The sequence below is a fragment of the Pyxidicoccus trucidator genome (assembly GCF_010894435.1).
In the GTDB taxonomy this organism is placed as follows: domain Bacteria; phylum Myxococcota; class Myxococcia; order Myxococcales; family Myxococcaceae; genus Myxococcus; species Myxococcus trucidator.
In genome coordinates this window covers 1-15,457 of sequence record NZ_JAAIXZ010000002.1, presented here as the reverse complement: position 1 = coordinate 15,457, position 15,457 = coordinate 1, and the positions used below count along the sequence as shown (strand labels likewise).

The window sequence follows — 15,457 nt, the reverse complement described above, 5'->3', positions numbered from 1 at the left end:
ATGGCAGAGACTGCTATCACCGCTGGGCTCGACCCGCTCGAGCCGCGGCACCTCGTCGCGCCGCACCACGACGACGCGTCGCTCAACGAGACGCTGCTGGACCATGTCTGGCGCAAGCCGGGCAAGGGCTGGTTCATGCTCTTCGGCCTGACGCTCAGCGCCCTGGGCCTGCTCGTCATCGGCGTCACCTACACGCTGGCTCGCGGCATCGGCGTGTGGGGTAACAACCAGCCCGTCGGCTGGGCCTTCGACATCATCAACTTCGTCTGGTGGGTCGGTATCGGCCACGCCGGTACGCTCATCTCCGCCATCCTCCTGCTCTTCCAGCAGAAGTGGCGCACGAGCATCAACCGCTTCGCGGAAGCCATGACGCTGTTCGCCGTCATGTGCGCGGGTCTCTTCCCGCTGCTCCACACCGGCCGTCCCTGGTTCGCCTTCTGGCTGTTCCCGTACCCCTCCACCCTGGGCGCGTGGCCGCAGTTCCGCTCGCCGCTGGTGTGGGACGTGTTCGCCATCTCCACGTACCTCACGGTGTCCGCGCTGTTCTGGTTCGTGGGCCTCATCCCCGACCTGGCGGCCCTGCGTGACTCGTCCAAGACGAAGGCGCAGCGGGTCATCTACGGCCTGTTCGCCCTCGGCTGGCGCGGCTCCGGGCGGCACTGGCACAACTACAAGATTGCGTACCTGCTGCTGGCCGGCCTCTCCACGCCGCTGGTCGTCTCGGTGCACACCATCGTTTCCTTCGACTTCGCCGTGTCGCTGCTGCCCGGCTGGCACGCCACCATCTTCCCGCCCTACTTCGTGGCCGGCGCCGTGTTCAGCGGCTTCGCGATGGTGATTACGCTCATCGTCCCCGCTCGCAAGTACCTGGGTCTCCGCGACGTCATCACGGACCGGCACCTGGAGAACATGAACAAGGTCATCCTCGCGACGGGCCTCATCGTGTCCTACGGGTACCTGATGGAGCACTTCATCGCCTGGTACTCGCAGAACCAGTACGAGTTCTGGACCTTCTACGTGAATCGCGCCACCGGCCCCTACGCCGGGGTGTACTGGCTGATGATTGCCTGCAACGTCATCACCCCGAACATCTTCTGGTTCGAGAAGTGCCGCCGGAGCATCGCCATCATGTGGGTGGCCTCCATCATGGTGAACATCGGCATGTGGTGCGAGCGGTTCATCATCATCGTCACCTCGCTGAGCCAGGACTTCCTCCCGTCGTCGTGGGGTATCTACGCGCCGACCTGGGTGGACTGGTGCATCTACATCGGCACCCTGGGCCTGTTCGGCACCCTGTTCCTCCTCTTCCTCAAGTTCGTGCCCGCGGTCGCCGTGAGCGAGGTGAAGGAGCTGCAGCTGGAGCTCAAGCACGCCGCCCAGCACCACGACACGCACGGAGCGCACTAGAGCCATGGAAGCCACAGTCCTCTATTCCTGGGTCCTGGCCGAGTTCGCGACGCCAGACTCCCTCGTGGCCGCCACCCGCCAGATGCGGGAGAAGGGCTTCGAGGGGATGGACACCTACTCCCCGTACCCGCTGCACGGCGGCTCCGAGGCCCTGGGTCTGCCCCCCTCGCGCGTGCCCTTCATCGCGCTGGGCGGCGGCCTCACCGGCCTGGTGACGGCGCTCGCCATGCAGACGTGGATGAACACCTACGACTACCCGCTCAACATCGGCGGTCGTCCGCTGCTGTCGCTGCCGGCGTGGGTGCCGATTACCTTCGAGCTGAGCGTGCTCTTCGCCGCGTTCGGCATCTTCTTCGGCCTGCTGGGGCTCAGCCGGCTGCCGCAGCCGTACCATCCCGTCTTCGAGTCCGATGCCTTCCGCAGCGCGTCCACGCACGGCTACTGGCTGAGCGTGCCGCAGGCGACGGGACAGGACGCCACCGCCGTCATGGATCAGCTCAAGGCCCTGGGCGCCACCCAGGTGACCCTCGTCACGGGAGAGAAGGAATGAGGTGGCTCATCCCCGCCGCCGGGCTCGTCGCCCTCACGGGCTGCGACGTCCCCTCCGAGTTCCTCCAGCGCATGGAGGACCAGTCCAAGTACGAGTACTACGAGGCGTCTGACTTCTGGGCGGACGGTCGCGCCATGCGCACGCCCCCCGCGGGCACCGTGCCGCGTGAGCGCTTCGACAAGCTCCCGGAGCTCAAGGACCCCGTGCAGCGGATGTCCGCCCTCACGGGCCGCTCCAATGGCCAGCCCCTGGGCAACATCCCCGTCCAGGTGGACCGCCAGCTGCTGGCCCTGGGCCAGAAGAAGTACAACATCGTCTGCTCGCAGTGCCACGGCGTCATCGGCGACGGCAACAGCGTCGTCGCGGAGAACATGTCCCTGCGCCTGCCGCCGTCGCTGCTGGAGCTCGAGGGCAAGCCGGCCGGTCACTTCTATGCCGCCATCAACGAGGGCTACGGCGTGATGCCGTCCTTCGCGGGTGAGCTCGACGTGCGCGAGCGCTGGGCCGTCGTCGCCTACGTGCGCGCCCTGCAGGCGGCCCGCAACACGCGCACGGACGGGCAGCAGCCCGTTCCGCAGGAGAACCGATGAGTCCCCCCGTCACCACCGCGCGCGCCTCGGACTACGCGCGCTACACCGCCACCCCGAAGCTGATGGTGCCCGCGTTCGGCCTGGGCGCGCTGGGCGTGCTGGCCACCCTGGCCGGCTACTTCGCCACCGACGCCAAGGGCGAGGCCGCCCACAGCTACCTCATCGCCTTCACCTACTGGCTGGGCATCAGCGTCGCCTTCCTCATCATGGTGGCCATCTTCCACACGGCCAAGGCGAAGTGGCTCATCGTCCTGCGCCGCACCATGGAGACGTCCGCCGCCTCGGTGCCCATCTTCATCCTGCTGTTCCTGCCGCTGCTGGCCATGGTGAAGCACCTGTACCCGTGGTGGCCGGGCTCGCCGCTGGCGGCCCACATCACCGGGCTCGAGGCCGAGCACCTGGCGCACAAGCAGCACGGCTACCTGAACCCCACGTTCTTCTACTTCCGCCAGGCCATCTACTTCGGCGTGTGGGCCTTCGTGTCCTGGCGCCTGCGCTCGTGGAGCCTCAAGCAGGACGAGACGGGCGAGCTGGAGCTCACGGCGAAGCAGCGCTTCTTCTCTCCAGGCGCGCTGCCCTTCCTTGCCCTCACCATCACCTTCGCTTCTTTCGACTGGATGATGAGCCTCACGCCGCTCTGGCAGTCCACCATCTTCGGCGTCTATTACTTCGCCGGAAGCTTCCTGGCGGCCTTCTGCGTGCTGACCATCGTCGCCGTCAACGCCCAGGGTGCCAACCTCTTCGGCAACGTCGTGAAGCTGGACCACTTCCACAACCTGGGCAAGCTGATGCTCGCCTTCGTCGCGTTCTGGGCCTACATCGCCTTCTCCCAGTTCATGCTGGTGTGGATTGCCAACATCCCTGAAGAGGCGCCCTGGTACGGCCTGCGCATCTTCGGCCCGTGGCGCCCGATGTCCATCGCCCTGTTCTTCGGGCACTTCGTGCTGCCCTTCTTCGTGCTGCTGTCGCGCAACCTGAAGCTGCAGCCGCGCAAGCTGGCGGTGGTGGCCGTGTACATCCTGGCCATCCACGCGGTGGACCTGTACTGGCTCATCTGGCCCGCGCTGACGGGCGCGGCCGGCCCGACGTTCCACTGGACGCTGCTGACGGCGTTCCTGGGCGTGGGCGGCATCTCCGTGGGCTTCGCCCTCATGCAGGCGCGCAACCGCTTCACGCTCCCGGTGAAGGACCCCTACATCGCCGAGTCCCTGAGGTACGTGCAGCCATGAAGAAGACCCAGTCGGAGCTCGAGTCGCGCGTCATCGTCGGCGCGCACGGAGTGGCGGCCGAGGAAGACCACCTCGTCATGGGCAAGGTGGTGGGCATCGGTGTCGGCTCGCTCATCATCTTCCTGGTGGGCATCCTCTGGGCCTGGCGCATCCAGGTCCGGACGATGCAGGACATCCTCGGCGAGGACATGGTGGCCTCGCCCCGGCCCGCCGCCATGGGCCAGTACGAGGTGGGCATCGTCAACCAGCGCCTGTTCGAGCAGGACTGGCACGCGGTGGACAAGATTGGCGGCCAGCAGCAGGCGCTCGGCGCCGGCTGGGGCGACCAGCCCGGCGTGAAGGCCCACCCCAACCTCAACGAGGCCATGGACCGGGTCATCAACGAGGCCCGCAACCCGCCTCCGACCCCTCCGCCACCCGCCCCGCCGGAGGCCCCCGCGCCGGGGACCCCTGCGTCACCTCGGCAGTAGCATCCGCCGTCCCCCTCGCGTAAGAGCCGTCCTGCAATGAAGCCCGCCCTCTCCCACCTCCTCCCACGTGTCACCCGCGTGGGCCTCCTCGCGGCGGCGCTGGTGCTCGGCACCGCGCTGCCCGCGGCCGCCATGCCCGGTGCCGGCAAGACGCCCCGGGCCATCATCGAGGCCCAGCAGGACCTGCCTCCCCAGGTGAAGGGCGTGGACGTGGAGGAGCACCTGGGGGACCCGCTCCCCCTGGACGCGCGCTTCACGGACGTGGAGGGCCGCGAGGTGAAGCTGGGGGAGCTGCTGTCCAAGACGAAGCCCACCCTGCTGACGCTCGTCTATTACAACTGCCCCATGCTCTGTAACCTGGTCATCAATGGCCAGGTGCAGGCCATGCGGGAGCTGGGGCTGGAGCTGGGCACCGACTACGAGGCGGTGACGGTCAGCATCGACCCGGAGGACACCCCGACGCAGAGTCTGGACCGCCGCCGGCGTCACCTCCAGTCCATGGGCAAGCCGGAGCGCGCGCCCTGGCACTTCCTCACCGGCACGGACGCCAACGTCCGGCGACTCGCGGACGCAGTGGGCTTCAAGTACACGTACGACGCGAGCACCAAGCAGTACGCCCACCCCGCGGTGGTGCAGGTCATCACCCCGGAGGGGAGCATCTCCCGGTACCTCTATGGGACGAGCTTTCCTTCCAAGGACATGAAGCTGGCGTTGTTGGAGGCGGCCGGTGGCCGCGTGGGTACCAGCTTCGACCGCGTCGTCATGTCCTGCTTCAAGTATGACACCGCCAGCCGGCGGTATGGGTTCTACATCTTCGGGTTCATTCGCCTGGGCGGCATGGCTGTGTTCTGCGCCCTGGCGACGATGCTGATCTATTTTTGGAGGCGCGAGCTGAAGAAAGGCGCGGCGGCATGAGCGAGCTTCTCAACAACATCCTGTTCCTCCCGGAGGCCGCGTCCACGTTCGCGGAGCGGGTCGACGCGCTTCATTACTTCGTCGTGGGTACGACGATGGTGATGTCGGCGGGCGTCGGCCTGGCGGCCCTGTTCATGTTCTTCCGGTACCGTCGCCGGTTGCCGGCCCAGGCGACGGAGTACGTCGTCCCCACCCTCAAGACGGAGTTCCTCTTCGTCTCCGTACCGCTGGTGTTCTTCCTGGCCTGGTTCGGCATCGGGTTCCGGGACTTCACCTGGGTCACCACTCCGCCCAAGGACGCGATGGACGTCTACGTCATGGGCAAGCAGTGGATGTGGAAGTTCGCGTACCCGGAGGGCCCCAACGGCGTGAATGTCCTTCACGTCCCGGCCAACCGTCCGGTGCGCCTGCTGATTACGTCCCGCGACGTGCTGCACTCCTTCTACGTGCCGTCGTTCCGCATCAAGCAGGACGCGCTGCCAGGTCGCTACACGCAGATCTGGTTCGAGGCGACCAAGCCGGGCACGTACCAGGTGCTGTGCACCGAGTACTGCGGCCTGTCGCACTCGAAGATGCTGGCCGAAGTCGTAGTCCTCCCCGCGGAGGAGTACGACGTGTGGATCAAGGAGCAGCGCCGAGGCCGCCTGCAGGACCGGCAGGACGCGCTGGCGGACACCTCGCTGGTGCCGCCGGTGGCCCGCATGGTGGAGCAGGGGCAGGTGCTCGCGGGCACCCAGGGCTGCCTGAAGTGCCACTCCGTGGACGGCTCGCAGCACATCGGCCCCACGTTCCTCGGCATGTTCGACCGTCTGGAGCGGCTCGATGACGGGAAGGACATCCGCGTGGACGAGGCCTACATCACCCAGTCGATGATGGACCCCGGGGCCCACCTGGTGGCGGGCTACCAGAACGTGATGCCGACCTACCAGGGCAAGCTGCAGGGTCCGGAGACGGCCGCCATCGTCGAGTACATCAAGTCGCTGCGCACCGCGAACATTCGCGAGGGCGCCTCCGAGGGACCCGCCTATGACGCCATCCAGTAGCATCGCCTCCCCGGGCGCGGCTCCCGCGCACGACGAGCACCACGACCACCACCCGAACTACCTGGTCGACGGCACCACCATCAAGTCGTGGCTGCTGACCGTTGACCACAAGCGCATCGGGTTGATGTTCCTGTTCTGGGTCCTGCTGTTCTTCCTGGTCGGCGGCATCTTCGCGCTGCTCATCCGGGTGGAGCTGCTGACGCCGGGCCCGACCATCATGGACGCGATGACGTACAACCGTACGTTCACGCTCCACGGCCTGGTCATGATCTTCCTGTTCATGATTCCGGCGATTCCGGCCGTCTTCGGCAACTTCATGCTGCCGCTGATGCTGGGCGCCAAGGACGTGGCCTTCCCGCGGCTGAACCTGCTGTCGCTCTACATCTACCTGGCCGGCGCGATGCTGGCGCTGTGGGGCATGCTCAACGGCGGCCTGGACACCGGCTGGACGTTCTACGCGCCCTACAGCACGCACACGACGACGACGGTGGCGCCCGTGCTGTTCGGCGCCTTCATCATCGGCTTCAGCTCCATCGTCACGGGCATCAACTTCATCGTCACCACGCACACCATGCGGGCGCCGGGCATCACCTGGTTCAAGATGCCCCTGTTCGTGTGGGCCATCTACGCGACGAGCTGCATCCAGGTGCTGGCCACGCCAGTGATTGGCCTGCTGCTGGTGCTCGTCACGGTGGAGAACCTGTTCGGGTTCGGCATGTTCGACCCGGCGCGCGGTGGTGACCCGGTGCTCTTCCAGCACCTGTTCTGGTTCTACAGCCACCCGGCCGTGTACATCATGGTGCTGCCCGCCTTCGGCGTGATGTCCGAAGTCGTCGCCGCCTTCAGCCGGAAGAACATCTTCGGCTACCGCGCGGTGGCGTACTCCAGCCTCGGCATCGCCTTCGTGGGCTTCTTCGCCTGGGGCCACCACATGTTCGTGTCCGGCCAGTCCACCTTCGTCGGGGGTCTGTTCGGCGTGCTGACGATGCTGGTGGGCGTGTTCACCGCCATCAAGGTCTTCAACTGGGTGGGCACCGTCTACAAGGGCGCCGTCGACTTCAAGACGCCCTTCGCCTACTTCTGCGGCTTCCTGTTCTTCACGGTGTTCGGCGGCATGACGGGCATTGCGCTGGGCACGGTGTCGCTGGACGTCCCCTGGCACGACACCTACTTCGTGGTGGCGCACTTCCACTTCATCATGGTGGGAGCGACCATCATGGCGTTCCTGGCGGCGCTCCACTACTGGTTCCCGAAGATGTTCGGGCGCACGTACCACGAGGGCTGGGGCCTGGTGTCCGCGGCGCTCATCATCCTCGGGTTCAACGCCACGTTCATCCCCCAGTTCCTGGTGGGCAACAACGGCATGCCGCGCCGCTACTACGAGTACCCGGAGCGCTTCCAGGCGCTCAACGTGGCCTCCACGGCGGGCGCGTCGCTGCTGGCGTTCGGCTTCGTCATCATCGCCATGTACCTGACGTACGCGCTGCTGTACGGACGGGCGTCCGGGAAGAATCCGTGGCGCAGCAAGGGCTACGAGTGGCTGACCGAGTCCCCGCCGCCGACCCACAACTTCGTGGGTCCGCAGCCGACCTACCCCGAGGAGCCCCACTTCTACGTGGATCCGAAGAAGGCCGAGGTGCCCGATGCAGTCTAGTGTCTCCACGGCCGATGGGACGGTGGCCCCCGTCCCCCGGCTCGCCATGCACTTCGCGTCGCTCGAGGTGCAGAACCACGCGGCCCGCCTGGGCATGTGGCTGTTCCTGGCGACGGAAATCCTGCTCTTCGCCGGCCTCTTCGTTTGCTACGGCGTCTACCGCTTCCTCTTCCCGGAGGCGTGGGCGGCCAGCAGCCGGAGCCTGGACCTGACGATGGGCACGGTGAACACCATCGTCCTCATCACCTCCTCGCTCACCGCGGCGCTCGCGGTGCACTACGCGAAGGAGGGGAAGAACAAGATGGTGGTGGTGCAGATTGCCCTCACGCTGCTGATGGCGGTGGGCTTCCTCGTCATCAAGTACTTCGAGTACTCGCACAAGTTCCACGTCGGCACGCTGCCGGGCCGGTTCTACTTCTACGAGGGCATCCAGCTGCCGGGCGCACCGATGTACTTCACGGTGTACTTCTGCTCGACGGCCCTGCACGGCCTCCACGTCATCATCGGCATGATTGTGCTGACCTTCGCCATGGTTCGCGCCTGGCGCAAGGCGGACTTCGGCCCCAACAACTACACCATGGTCGAGCTGGGCAGCATGTACTGGCACCTCGTCGACCTGGTGTGGATCTTCCTCTTCCCGATGCTGTACCTCGTCTGAAGGGCTCCCCGACCATGGCCATTGCCAACGAATCCCGTCAGGAAGAGCACAACATGAGCGAGGAGCACCACGGCGCTGGGCGCTACTGGCTCATCTGGGGCGTGCTGCTCGTGCTGACTCTCGTCACCGTCATCACCGGCCGCATGCACCTGCCCAGCTTCGGCCTGGTGCTCGCGCTCGTCATCGCCACGGTGAAGGGCACGCTCGTGACGCTGTACTTCATGCACCTCATCGACCACCGCGGCGCCAACCGGCTGGTGTTCGGCGTCTCCATCGTCTTCGTGATGCTGATGCTGGCCATTCCCCTGCTGGATTTGGGGACGCGCTTCCGCGGCTCCAACCCGCCGGGCTCGCAGTACAGCGACCTGCAGGCGGTGGACATCGGTGCCAACGCGCAGCAGGGCCGCTTCGGCGGCATGAACAAGAGCGACACGAAGGAAGAGACGGGAGCCGGAGGCCACTGACCGGCTCCGGAGCTGGGGCCCACGCCCCACCCCACACGCGGCGCCGAGGGAGTTTCCCCGGCGCCGCGTTGCTTTTGCGGGCTACTGCTTCGGCTACAGCTTCACCTCGAGGTTGAGGGCCAGCGCGGTGTCGGTGGACACCTTGCCGGCGGGCGGCGCGCTGTCGGACTTCACGAGGAAGCTGGCCCCCAGCGACAGGGCCTCCGTCAAGCCGACGGACAGCTGTGTCTGGCTGCTCACCAGCACGCGCGAGTCGCCGATGACGCTGATGAGCACCTCCACGTCCTCCTTGAAGAGGACGTTCTCGTTGAGGCCGTAGCGGAACACCACGCCGAAGCGGGGGCCGCCCAGGTCCACGTTCTCCAGGTTCAACCGCTCCGGGTAGTACTGGAAGCGCGTCTCGTACGCGTACCGGAAGGCGGCGTCCGTGCGCAGGTAGGACTGCCGGCCCTCGGGAGACTTCTCGTCCCACCACAGCACGCCGAGGCCGCCTTCACCGAAGGTGCGCGACTCCACGCTCTTCACGTGGTCGGTCTCCGCGCCAACCTGCGCGTAGCCGCTGAGCACCTGGGTGAAGCGGCGGTCGCCGCGCAGCTCCGCGCCGGCGGAGAGCGCCACCACCTGGGAGAGGGACTCCTCACCCTCAATCTCGGGCGGGCGGCTGCGGCCGTAGGAGCTGAAGGCCTTGAAGGCGTAGATCCAGTGCTCCGTCTTGCGCTGCGCGCTGGCCAGGCCGCTGAACGTGAAGGTGGAGGCGTTGCCCGTAATCGAGATGAGTCCCGCGCCCAGGGTGACGTCCCACACGTCCTTCTTCTCGGCGGGGGCGGCGGCGGCGTCCGCGGGGGCGGCGGCCGGAGCGGCCGGGGCAGCAGCGGCCGTCGCGACACGCTCGGCGGCCTCGGCGGCGCGGGCGCTGGCCTCGGCGGCGCGCTCGGCGGCGGCGGCGGCGCGCTCGGCGGCGGCGGCGGCGCGCTCCTCGGGGCTCGCCGGGGCGGGAGCGGGCTCGGAGGCCGGCGCGGCCCGGGGCGCGGGGGGGGTGGGGGCAGGCGTCTGGGCCTGCAGGGACGTGGCAATCAACAGCGCGGCGGAAAGCATCCGTTCTCCTGTTCTACGGCGTCGGCGGATATGAAAGCCCCCTTCCTGCTCCAAAGAGGGGCCGTGCTTCAATCCCCCTGTGCTTAATTCGCGCGGCGCCCCGAAGTGCCGAGGAGGCCCGCGCCCGTGAACTCCGCCCGACTCCTGCTGCTGTCCGCCCTGCTGCTGCCCACGCTGGCCGCCGCCCAGCGGGTCACCGTCCCGGTGGACGTGGGCGTGGGCCCCACCGCCCTCCTCTTCTTCGGGCCCGTCTTCGAGGACCAGCCCATCCACACCGGGCTGAAAATCTCGGTGGACGCGGTGCTGGACCGCGAGTGGCTGAAGAAGAACCAGCGCGTCATCCCCAAGCGCTACCGGAAGCAGGCGCAGCGCCTGGACGAGATTCGCTTCTCGCCGTCCATCTTCATCCCGGACACGCTCATCATCTCCCCCAAGCTGCGCGACACCGGCATGTACGGCGTCACCTGGAAGCCGCTGGGGCTGGGGCTGCCGCTGTCGTCCAGTCCGGTGCGCCTGTCCGTGGGGGGCGGGCTGTTGCTGACGTACGCGTACCTGCACTCGGACACGCTGGCGGACACGCACTTCCTGCGGCCCGGCGCGGAGCTGGGCGTGGACCTGGAGCTGCAGTTCTCCAAGAGCTTCCTCGTCAGCGTGGGCTGGGAGTCCGCCCTCTACGTGCCGCAGGAGCTGGGCGGGCTGGGGCTGCCAGACCAACTGCGCGACGGCATCTTCCACGTGGGGCAGGCCTACCTGCAGCTCCACTTCCGCTTCCCCTACACCACCCGGCTGTGAGCTGGACGGCGGAGGGCCTCCAGACGGCCAGGCCGCCTGCTGCGTGCGGAGGCCGGCGAGGCTAGCCTGCGCCGCCATGCACCTGGTCCTTGCCACCGAAGCGCAGAAGGCCGAGAGAGACCGCGTCACCCACGCCGCCTGGGGCTCCCCGCTGACGGTGGAGCAGTTCCACCAGCGGGAGCTGCGGCTGCGCGCCCACCCCTGGTGCACCGCGGGCATGAATACGTGGCTGCTGCGCGAGGACGACGGCAGCGTGCTGGCCTCGTGCGAGACGTTCCACAACGACAGCCACCTGCGCGGCCCGGATGGCCAGTACGCGCCCGGCGACAGCTTCTCCATCGCCAGCGTCTTCACCGAGGACCACCTGCGCCGCCATGGCCATGCCACGCGGCTGATGGACCTCGTCGCCACCGAGCTGGAGCGCGCCTCGCCCCGGGGCCACGCCGCCGTCCTCTTCTCCGACGTGGGCGCGTCCCTCTACCGGCGCTCCGGCTACGAGGAGGTGCCCGCCTGGGACTGGGACCTGCCAGCCCGCGAGGCGGCGTCCACCCGCCCCGGTGCCTCGCTGCTGAAGGACGGGGACGTGGCGGAGGCGCTCGGGAGGTTCCGGCGCCCGGACGCGCCCTTCTACCTGTGGCCGAGCCCGGCGCAGGTGGACTGGCACCTGGAGCGGGAGCGCATCTACGCGGAGCTGCTGGGCCGGCCCCGGCCCGAGGCCTGTGGCGCGGTGGTGGGCGAGTCCACCGCCCTGTGGGCGATGATGGCCCGCCATGGCGAGCTGGTGGTGCTGATGCTGGAAGCGCGCTCCGACGAGGACGCGGCCACGCTGCTGGAGACGGCCGGCGCCGTGGCGCACCGCGCGGGGCTGGCGAAGGTGGTGGTGTGGGAACAGCCCGACACCGCGCCGCGCGTGGCGCGCGTGCCCGGCGCCACCCGCGTGCCGAGGGACGGCTCGCTGCCCATGGTGCGGCCACTGCGCCCGGGACTGCCTCCGGCGCCGGCCATTCCCTTCCCTCGCGCGCTCTGGGTGTGAGCGCCGGATAGGATGAAGCCATGGCCAAGCGCACCCGCATCATCGAAGGGACCTGGAACTGCACCTCGTGTGACACGAAGGGCATTCCCGCGCGCCACAAGCTCTGCCCCAACTGCAACAACCCCCGCGAGGTGACGGGCAAGGAGTCGGAGTTCGACTTCGGCGGGGTGGACGCGAAGAGCGGCAAGTCCCTGCGCGAGGGTGTCGCCGACGACGAGACGCTGGAGCTGGCCGCCGCGGGCGAGGACTGGTTCTGCGCGTACTGCGGCGCCGCCAACCGGGGAGACGCGTCCCACTGCAAGCAGTGCAGCGCGGAGCGCACGGCCGACGCGAAGGCGGCCGTGAGCCGGGAGCTGCCCTCCCCCGAGGCCCCGCCCCAGCCCGTGGCGCAGCCGAAGAAGCCCGGGGGCACGAAGCGCTGGCTGGTGCTGGGCGTGCTCTTCTCCTGCTGCTTCGGCGGGGGCCTGTTCCGCTGCTGGGCCAGCAGCACCCACGAGTACCCCGGCGAGGTGACGGGCACGGCCTGGAAGCGCGCCGTGGTGCAGGAGCGCTACCTCCCGGTGGAGAAGACGGGATGGAGAGACGAGCTGCACGGCACCGCGCCACGCATGCCCGTCAACGGCGCCGGCGAGGTGGCGGGCGTGGCCAACATCCGGGGCTGCGTGTCGCGCCAGCGCGGCACGCGCCGGGTGGCGGACGGCACGGAGCGGGTGTGCCGGAACAAGACGCGCAAGGTGGCCTGCGGCACGGAGGAGAAGTGCCGCCGCAGGGACAAGGGCAACGGCTTCGTGGAAGAGGTGTGCGAGGACGTGACGAAGTACTGCAGCGAGAGCTACGAGGACTGCAAGACCGAGACGCGCTACCGCACCGAGCCCGTCTACGCGCAGCAGTGCACGTACGACACCTACGAGTGGGCGCCGCAGGACCGGCGCGAGGCCTCCGGCACCGATGACCGGCCGCGCTGGCCGACGCTGCCCGTGGGGGGACTGGACCGCCTGCGCCGCGAGGAGCAGTACTCCGTCAACATCCGCTACGAGGACGACGGGGTGAAGGAGCACGTGCTGGAGCCGAAGCGCGAGCAGGAGTTCCTGGCGTGGAAGAAGGGCCAGGGCGTCAACCTCACGGTGACGAATCTGGGGAAGGTGGAGCAGGTCGTCCCACGTTGATTCACCGAGGTTCCCCGCCCATGGAGTGCACCCGCTGTGGCGCCTGCTGCGTAGCGCCGGACATCGCCGCGCTGGACAAGCCGCTGGGCCTGCGCTGCCCCCACCTCACCGAGGACAACCTCTGTGGCGTGTACGAGCAGCGGCCGGCCGTCTGCCGCGCCTACGCGGCGGACGAGGTGTGTCGCATCATCGAAGCCCCGACGCTGGACGAGCGCGTGCGGAAGTACCTGGACCTCTTCGGCCTGGCCGACGAGGCCCGGGAGGTCCGCGAGCAGGGCTGCCCCACCATGCGCAGCGCCCGCCGCCTGGCCGCCGGGCGTACGTCGGGCGGTCCGCCGCCTGGCCGTCGCGACGAGTAGACACCTCACGGGGTTGTCTCTTGTCCCCACGGCCCGTGGGCGTTATCCCCCCGGCCGTGCGATTCCAGCCCACCCAGCCCTTCGCCCCCGCTCCCGGACTGGCGAACGAGCACGCGCAGACCATCTTCGCGTCGCTCGCGCGTCCCACCCACGCGCCCACGGTGCGCCGCGAGCGCCGCGAGTTGCCCGACGGGGACTTCGTCGACGTGGACACCTTCGACGGCCCGCGCGGCGCGCCGCACGTGGTGACGCTGCACGGCCTGGAGGGCTCCTCCCAGGCCGGCTACATCACCGCCATCCTCCGCGGCGCGGCCGAGCGCGGCTGGGGCGCCAGCGCGCTCAACTTCCGCTCGTGCAGCGGCGAGCCCAACCGGCTGGCGCGCTCGTACCACTCGGGTGACATCCACGACGCGCTGCGGGTGTTGAGCGAGGTGCGCGCCCGCGTCACCGGCCCCCTCTTCGCCGTGGGCTTCTCGCTGGGCGCCAACGTGCTGTGCCGGCTGCTGGAGGAGCAGGGCGAGGCCGCGCCCGTGGACGCAGCAGCCTCCGTCAGCGCGCCGTATGATTTGGACGCGTGCTGCCGGAAACTCGACGGCCCCGGCCCCTTCCACCTGCTGTACCGGGAGCGCTTCCTGCGCTCGCTGAAGCAGAAGGCGCGCGAGAAGCTGAAGCGCTTTCCCAGCTCCTTCGACGGCCGGGCCATGGAGGCCGCGCGCACCATCCGCGCCTTCGACGATTCCGTCACCGCCGCGCTGCATGGCTTCCGCGATGCGACGCACTACTACGCGGAGGCGTCGTCCGGCCCCCGGCTGCACGCCATCCGCCGGCCCACGCTGCTGCTGAGCGCCGCGGACGACCCGATGCTGGAGGCTCCCGTCATCCCCCCGGGCGCCCTGGACAATCCGCACCTGAGCGTGGTGCTCACGGAGCGGGGCGGCCACGTGGGCTTCGTCGCGGGCCGCGCGCACCGGCCGCACTTCTGGGCGGAGGCCCAGGTGCTGGAGTTCTTCGCCGCGGTGATGCGCTAGCCGAACGACAGCAGGAAGCCGAGCTTCGCGTTGGGGCGCAGGCTGCGCACCCGCCAGGGCCGGGCCTCCTCGGGCGCCAGCGCGCCCTGGAACGGCTCGTCCAGGCCCTTCATCCCGGGGCCATACAGCTCCAGGAAGCTGAGCCCGCCGCGGACGAAGAACGTGAGCCGCCCGGGCATCTCCACCTCGAAGCCCATCAGCGCGCTCGCGTAGTTGTAACCCACGCGCTCGAAGGAAGGACTGGGCAGCTGCGTGCGGTCCGCCAGCCTGCGCTCCAGCCCGCGTGCGTCCGCGGGGCGCGCATGGCCGAGTTCCAGCGTCAGCGCGGGCTTCAGCCACCCGCGCGTGGGCAGCAGCGTGAGCCCCGCCCGTGCGCCAGCACGGATGCCGTTGTGCGTGCCGCCCAGGTGCAGGCGGACTTCCCGCCTCGGCCGGAAGGACACCGAGAGTCCCGCGCCCTCGGGCACTCCCGCGTCCAGCATCAGGCCGAAGGGCGCGAGCCGCTCCGGGTCCTGCGCCCGCTGTCGAAGCTCTGTCGCGCGCGGTGTGTTCGGCGCCGGCGCCACTTCCCTCGCTATCGCCACCTGCGCCGTCAGCACCAGCCCCAGCGCGGTGAGCGCGGACACCGCCCCCATGTACCGCCTCCCACTCCCCTCCACCGTCCAACGCGGCACCTCACCCCGGGCCGCCACTGCCACTTCGACCTGCTCCACCCCGGTGGACCGCTTCCCGGCCTGACACCGCGCTGCCTGGGAAGACCCCACCACCATTGACTGCCCCCACCTGCTCGCTCCGACGGCGACGCGCTCCGGGAGGAGCTGCCTCCCACCGGAGCCGCCTGACGTCCCACGCCCTGACCAAGACGCTCTCCGGGAGGAGCCCCCTCCTCGCCAGAAACCGTCCACCGCCCCACCCCGCCCGACCACCCCGACCCGCCGCCCATCCATCCGACGTGGACCGGACTCCGAGAGGCCCCCACCTCATCGGAATCCGTTCCCCCTCCA

17 protein-coding genes are annotated in these 15,457 nt (G+C 69.0%); 15 read left to right on the top strand and 2 right to left on the bottom strand.

The window, feature by feature from the left end; translation table 11 throughout:
- The 10 genes from nrfD to G4D85_RS06720 are packed head-to-tail and all read left to right on the top strand — an operon-like array spanning position 1 to position 8,980.
- Positions 1-1,407 carry an NrfD/PsrC family molybdoenzyme membrane anchor subunit gene (nrfD, locus tag G4D85_RS06765; protein ID WP_164009245.1) on the top strand — a complete coding sequence of 469 codons (1,407 nt, stop codon included), beginning with the start codon at positions 1-3 and terminating at the stop codon, positions 1,405-1,407.
- 4 nt (positions 1,408-1,411) lie between these two features.
- Positions 1,412-1,957, top strand: coding sequence for a DUF3341 domain-containing protein (locus tag G4D85_RS06760; RefSeq protein ID WP_164009243.1), 546 nt, complete (start codon positions 1,412-1,414; stop codon positions 1,955-1,957).
- Positions 1,954-2,547 carry a c-type cytochrome gene (locus G4D85_RS06755; protein ID WP_164009241.1) on the top strand — a complete coding sequence of 198 codons (594 nt, stop codon included), beginning with the start codon at positions 1,954-1,956 and terminating at the stop codon, positions 2,545-2,547. The genes G4D85_RS06760 and G4D85_RS06755 overlap by 4 nt, the downstream gene beginning before the upstream one ends.
- Positions 2,544-3,776, top strand: a complete 1,233-nt coding sequence (locus G4D85_RS06750; protein WP_164009239.1) for a hypothetical protein — start codon at positions 2,544-2,546, stop codon at positions 3,774-3,776. Before G4D85_RS06755 ends, G4D85_RS06750 begins: the two co-directional genes overlap by 4 nt.
- Positions 3,773-4,246 carry a hypothetical protein gene (locus G4D85_RS06745; RefSeq protein WP_164009237.1) on the top strand — a complete coding sequence of 158 codons (474 nt, stop codon included), beginning with the start codon at positions 3,773-3,775 and terminating at the stop codon, positions 4,244-4,246. Before G4D85_RS06750 ends, G4D85_RS06745 begins: the two co-directional genes overlap by 4 nt.
- A 36-nt stretch (positions 4,247-4,282) precedes the next feature.
- A complete protein-coding gene (locus G4D85_RS06740; RefSeq protein ID WP_164009235.1) occupies positions 4,283-5,161 on the top strand; it encodes an SCO family protein in 879 nt (292 codons plus the stop codon).
- On the top strand, positions 5,158-6,204 hold the full coding sequence (gene coxB / locus G4D85_RS06735) for a cytochrome c oxidase subunit II (RefSeq protein ID WP_164009233.1): 1,047 nt from the start codon (positions 5,158-5,160) through the stop codon (positions 6,202-6,204). Before G4D85_RS06740 ends, coxB begins: the two co-directional genes overlap by 4 nt.
- Complete coding sequence (locus G4D85_RS06730) at positions 6,188-7,858, top strand: cytochrome c oxidase subunit I (protein WP_164009231.1); 1,671 nt, start codon at positions 6,188-6,190, stop codon at positions 7,856-7,858. The genes coxB and G4D85_RS06730 overlap by 17 nt, the downstream gene beginning before the upstream one ends.
- On the top strand, positions 7,848-8,516 hold the full coding sequence (locus tag G4D85_RS06725; protein ID WP_164009229.1) for a cytochrome c oxidase subunit 3 family protein: 669 nt from the start codon (positions 7,848-7,850) through the stop codon (positions 8,514-8,516). The genes G4D85_RS06730 and G4D85_RS06725 overlap by 11 nt, the downstream gene beginning before the upstream one ends.
- A gap of 14 nt (positions 8,517-8,530) precedes the next feature.
- The gene (locus G4D85_RS06720; protein ID WP_164009226.1) at positions 8,531-8,980 is read left to right on the top strand and encodes a cytochrome C oxidase subunit IV family protein; all 450 of its coding nucleotides are present in this window, start codon (positions 8,531-8,533) and stop codon (positions 8,978-8,980) included.
- A 93-nt stretch (positions 8,981-9,073) separates the two neighbouring features.
- Here the strand turns inward: G4D85_RS06720 and G4D85_RS06715 are convergent, their stop codons facing one another.
- A complete protein-coding gene (locus G4D85_RS06715) occupies positions 9,074-10,075 on the bottom strand; it encodes a DUF481 domain-containing protein (protein ID WP_164009224.1) in 1,002 nt (333 codons plus the stop codon).
- Between the two features lie 126 nt (positions 10,076-10,201).
- Between G4D85_RS06715 and G4D85_RS06710 the strand changes: the two genes are divergently transcribed.
- From G4D85_RS06710 to G4D85_RS06690, 5 genes are all read left to right on the top strand, one after another.
- Entirely contained in the window at positions 10,202-10,867 is a 666-nt protein-coding gene (locus G4D85_RS06710) for a hypothetical protein (protein ID WP_205525450.1), read from the top strand.
- Positions 10,868-10,943: 76 nt separating this feature from the next.
- Positions 10,944-11,900, top strand: coding sequence for an N-acetyltransferase (locus G4D85_RS06705; RefSeq protein ID WP_164009222.1), 957 nt, complete (start codon positions 10,944-10,946; stop codon positions 11,898-11,900).
- Between the two features lie 20 nt (positions 11,901-11,920).
- Positions 11,921-13,066, top strand: a complete 1,146-nt coding sequence (locus G4D85_RS06700) for a hypothetical protein (RefSeq protein WP_164009220.1) — start codon at positions 11,921-11,923, stop codon at positions 13,064-13,066.
- A 20-nt stretch (positions 13,067-13,086) separates the two neighbouring features.
- Positions 13,087-13,425 carry a YkgJ family cysteine cluster protein gene (locus tag G4D85_RS06695; RefSeq protein ID WP_164009218.1) on the top strand — a complete coding sequence of 113 codons (339 nt, stop codon included), beginning with the start codon at positions 13,087-13,089 and terminating at the stop codon, positions 13,423-13,425.
- Positions 13,426-13,481: 56 nt separating this feature from the next.
- On the top strand, positions 13,482-14,453 hold the full coding sequence (locus G4D85_RS06690) for a hydrolase (protein WP_164009216.1): 972 nt from the start codon (positions 13,482-13,484) through the stop codon (positions 14,451-14,453).
- Here the strand turns inward: G4D85_RS06690 and G4D85_RS06685 are convergent.
- Positions 14,450-15,088, bottom strand: coding sequence for a hypothetical protein (locus tag G4D85_RS06685; RefSeq protein ID WP_164009214.1), 639 nt, complete (start codon positions 15,086-15,088; stop codon positions 14,450-14,452). The genes G4D85_RS06690 and G4D85_RS06685 overlap by 4 nt on opposite strands.
- Between the last annotated feature and the right edge of the window lie 369 nt (positions 15,089-15,457).

Coding starts and splice junctions, on each gene's coding strand:
- nrfD (WP_164009245.1), top strand. CDS start 1: ATGGCAGAGACTGCTATCACCGCTGGGCTCGACCCGCTCGAGCCGCGG.
- G4D85_RS06760 (WP_164009243.1), top strand. CDS start 1,412: ATGGAAGCCACAGTCCTCTATTCCTGGGTCCTGGCCGAGTTCGCGACG.
- G4D85_RS06755 (WP_164009241.1), top strand. CDS start 1,954: ATGAGGTGGCTCATCCCCGCCGCCGGGCTCGTCGCCCTCACGGGCTGC.
- G4D85_RS06750 (WP_164009239.1), top strand. CDS start 2,544: ATGAGTCCCCCCGTCACCACCGCGCGCGCCTCGGACTACGCGCGCTAC.
- G4D85_RS06745 (WP_164009237.1), top strand. CDS start 3,773: ATGAAGAAGACCCAGTCGGAGCTCGAGTCGCGCGTCATCGTCGGCGCG.
- G4D85_RS06740 (WP_164009235.1), top strand. CDS start 4,283: ATGAAGCCCGCCCTCTCCCACCTCCTCCCACGTGTCACCCGCGTGGGC.
- coxB (WP_164009233.1), top strand. CDS start 5,158: ATGAGCGAGCTTCTCAACAACATCCTGTTCCTCCCGGAGGCCGCGTCC.
- G4D85_RS06730 (WP_164009231.1), top strand. CDS start 6,188: ATGACGCCATCCAGTAGCATCGCCTCCCCGGGCGCGGCTCCCGCGCAC.
- G4D85_RS06725 (WP_164009229.1), top strand. CDS start 7,848: ATGCAGTCTAGTGTCTCCACGGCCGATGGGACGGTGGCCCCCGTCCCC.
- G4D85_RS06720 (WP_164009226.1), top strand. CDS start 8,531: ATGGCCATTGCCAACGAATCCCGTCAGGAAGAGCACAACATGAGCGAG.
- G4D85_RS06715 (WP_164009224.1), bottom strand. CDS start 10,075: ATGCTTTCCGCCGCGCTGTTGATTGCCACGTCCCTGCAGGCCCAGACG.
- G4D85_RS06705 (WP_164009222.1), top strand. CDS start 10,944: ATGCACCTGGTCCTTGCCACCGAAGCGCAGAAGGCCGAGAGAGACCGC.
- G4D85_RS06700 (WP_164009220.1), top strand. CDS start 11,921: ATGGCCAAGCGCACCCGCATCATCGAAGGGACCTGGAACTGCACCTCG.
- G4D85_RS06695 (WP_164009218.1), top strand. CDS start 13,087: ATGGAGTGCACCCGCTGTGGCGCCTGCTGCGTAGCGCCGGACATCGCC.
- G4D85_RS06685 (WP_164009214.1), bottom strand. CDS start 15,088: ATGGGGGCGGTGTCCGCGCTCACCGCGCTGGGGCTGGTGCTGACGGCG.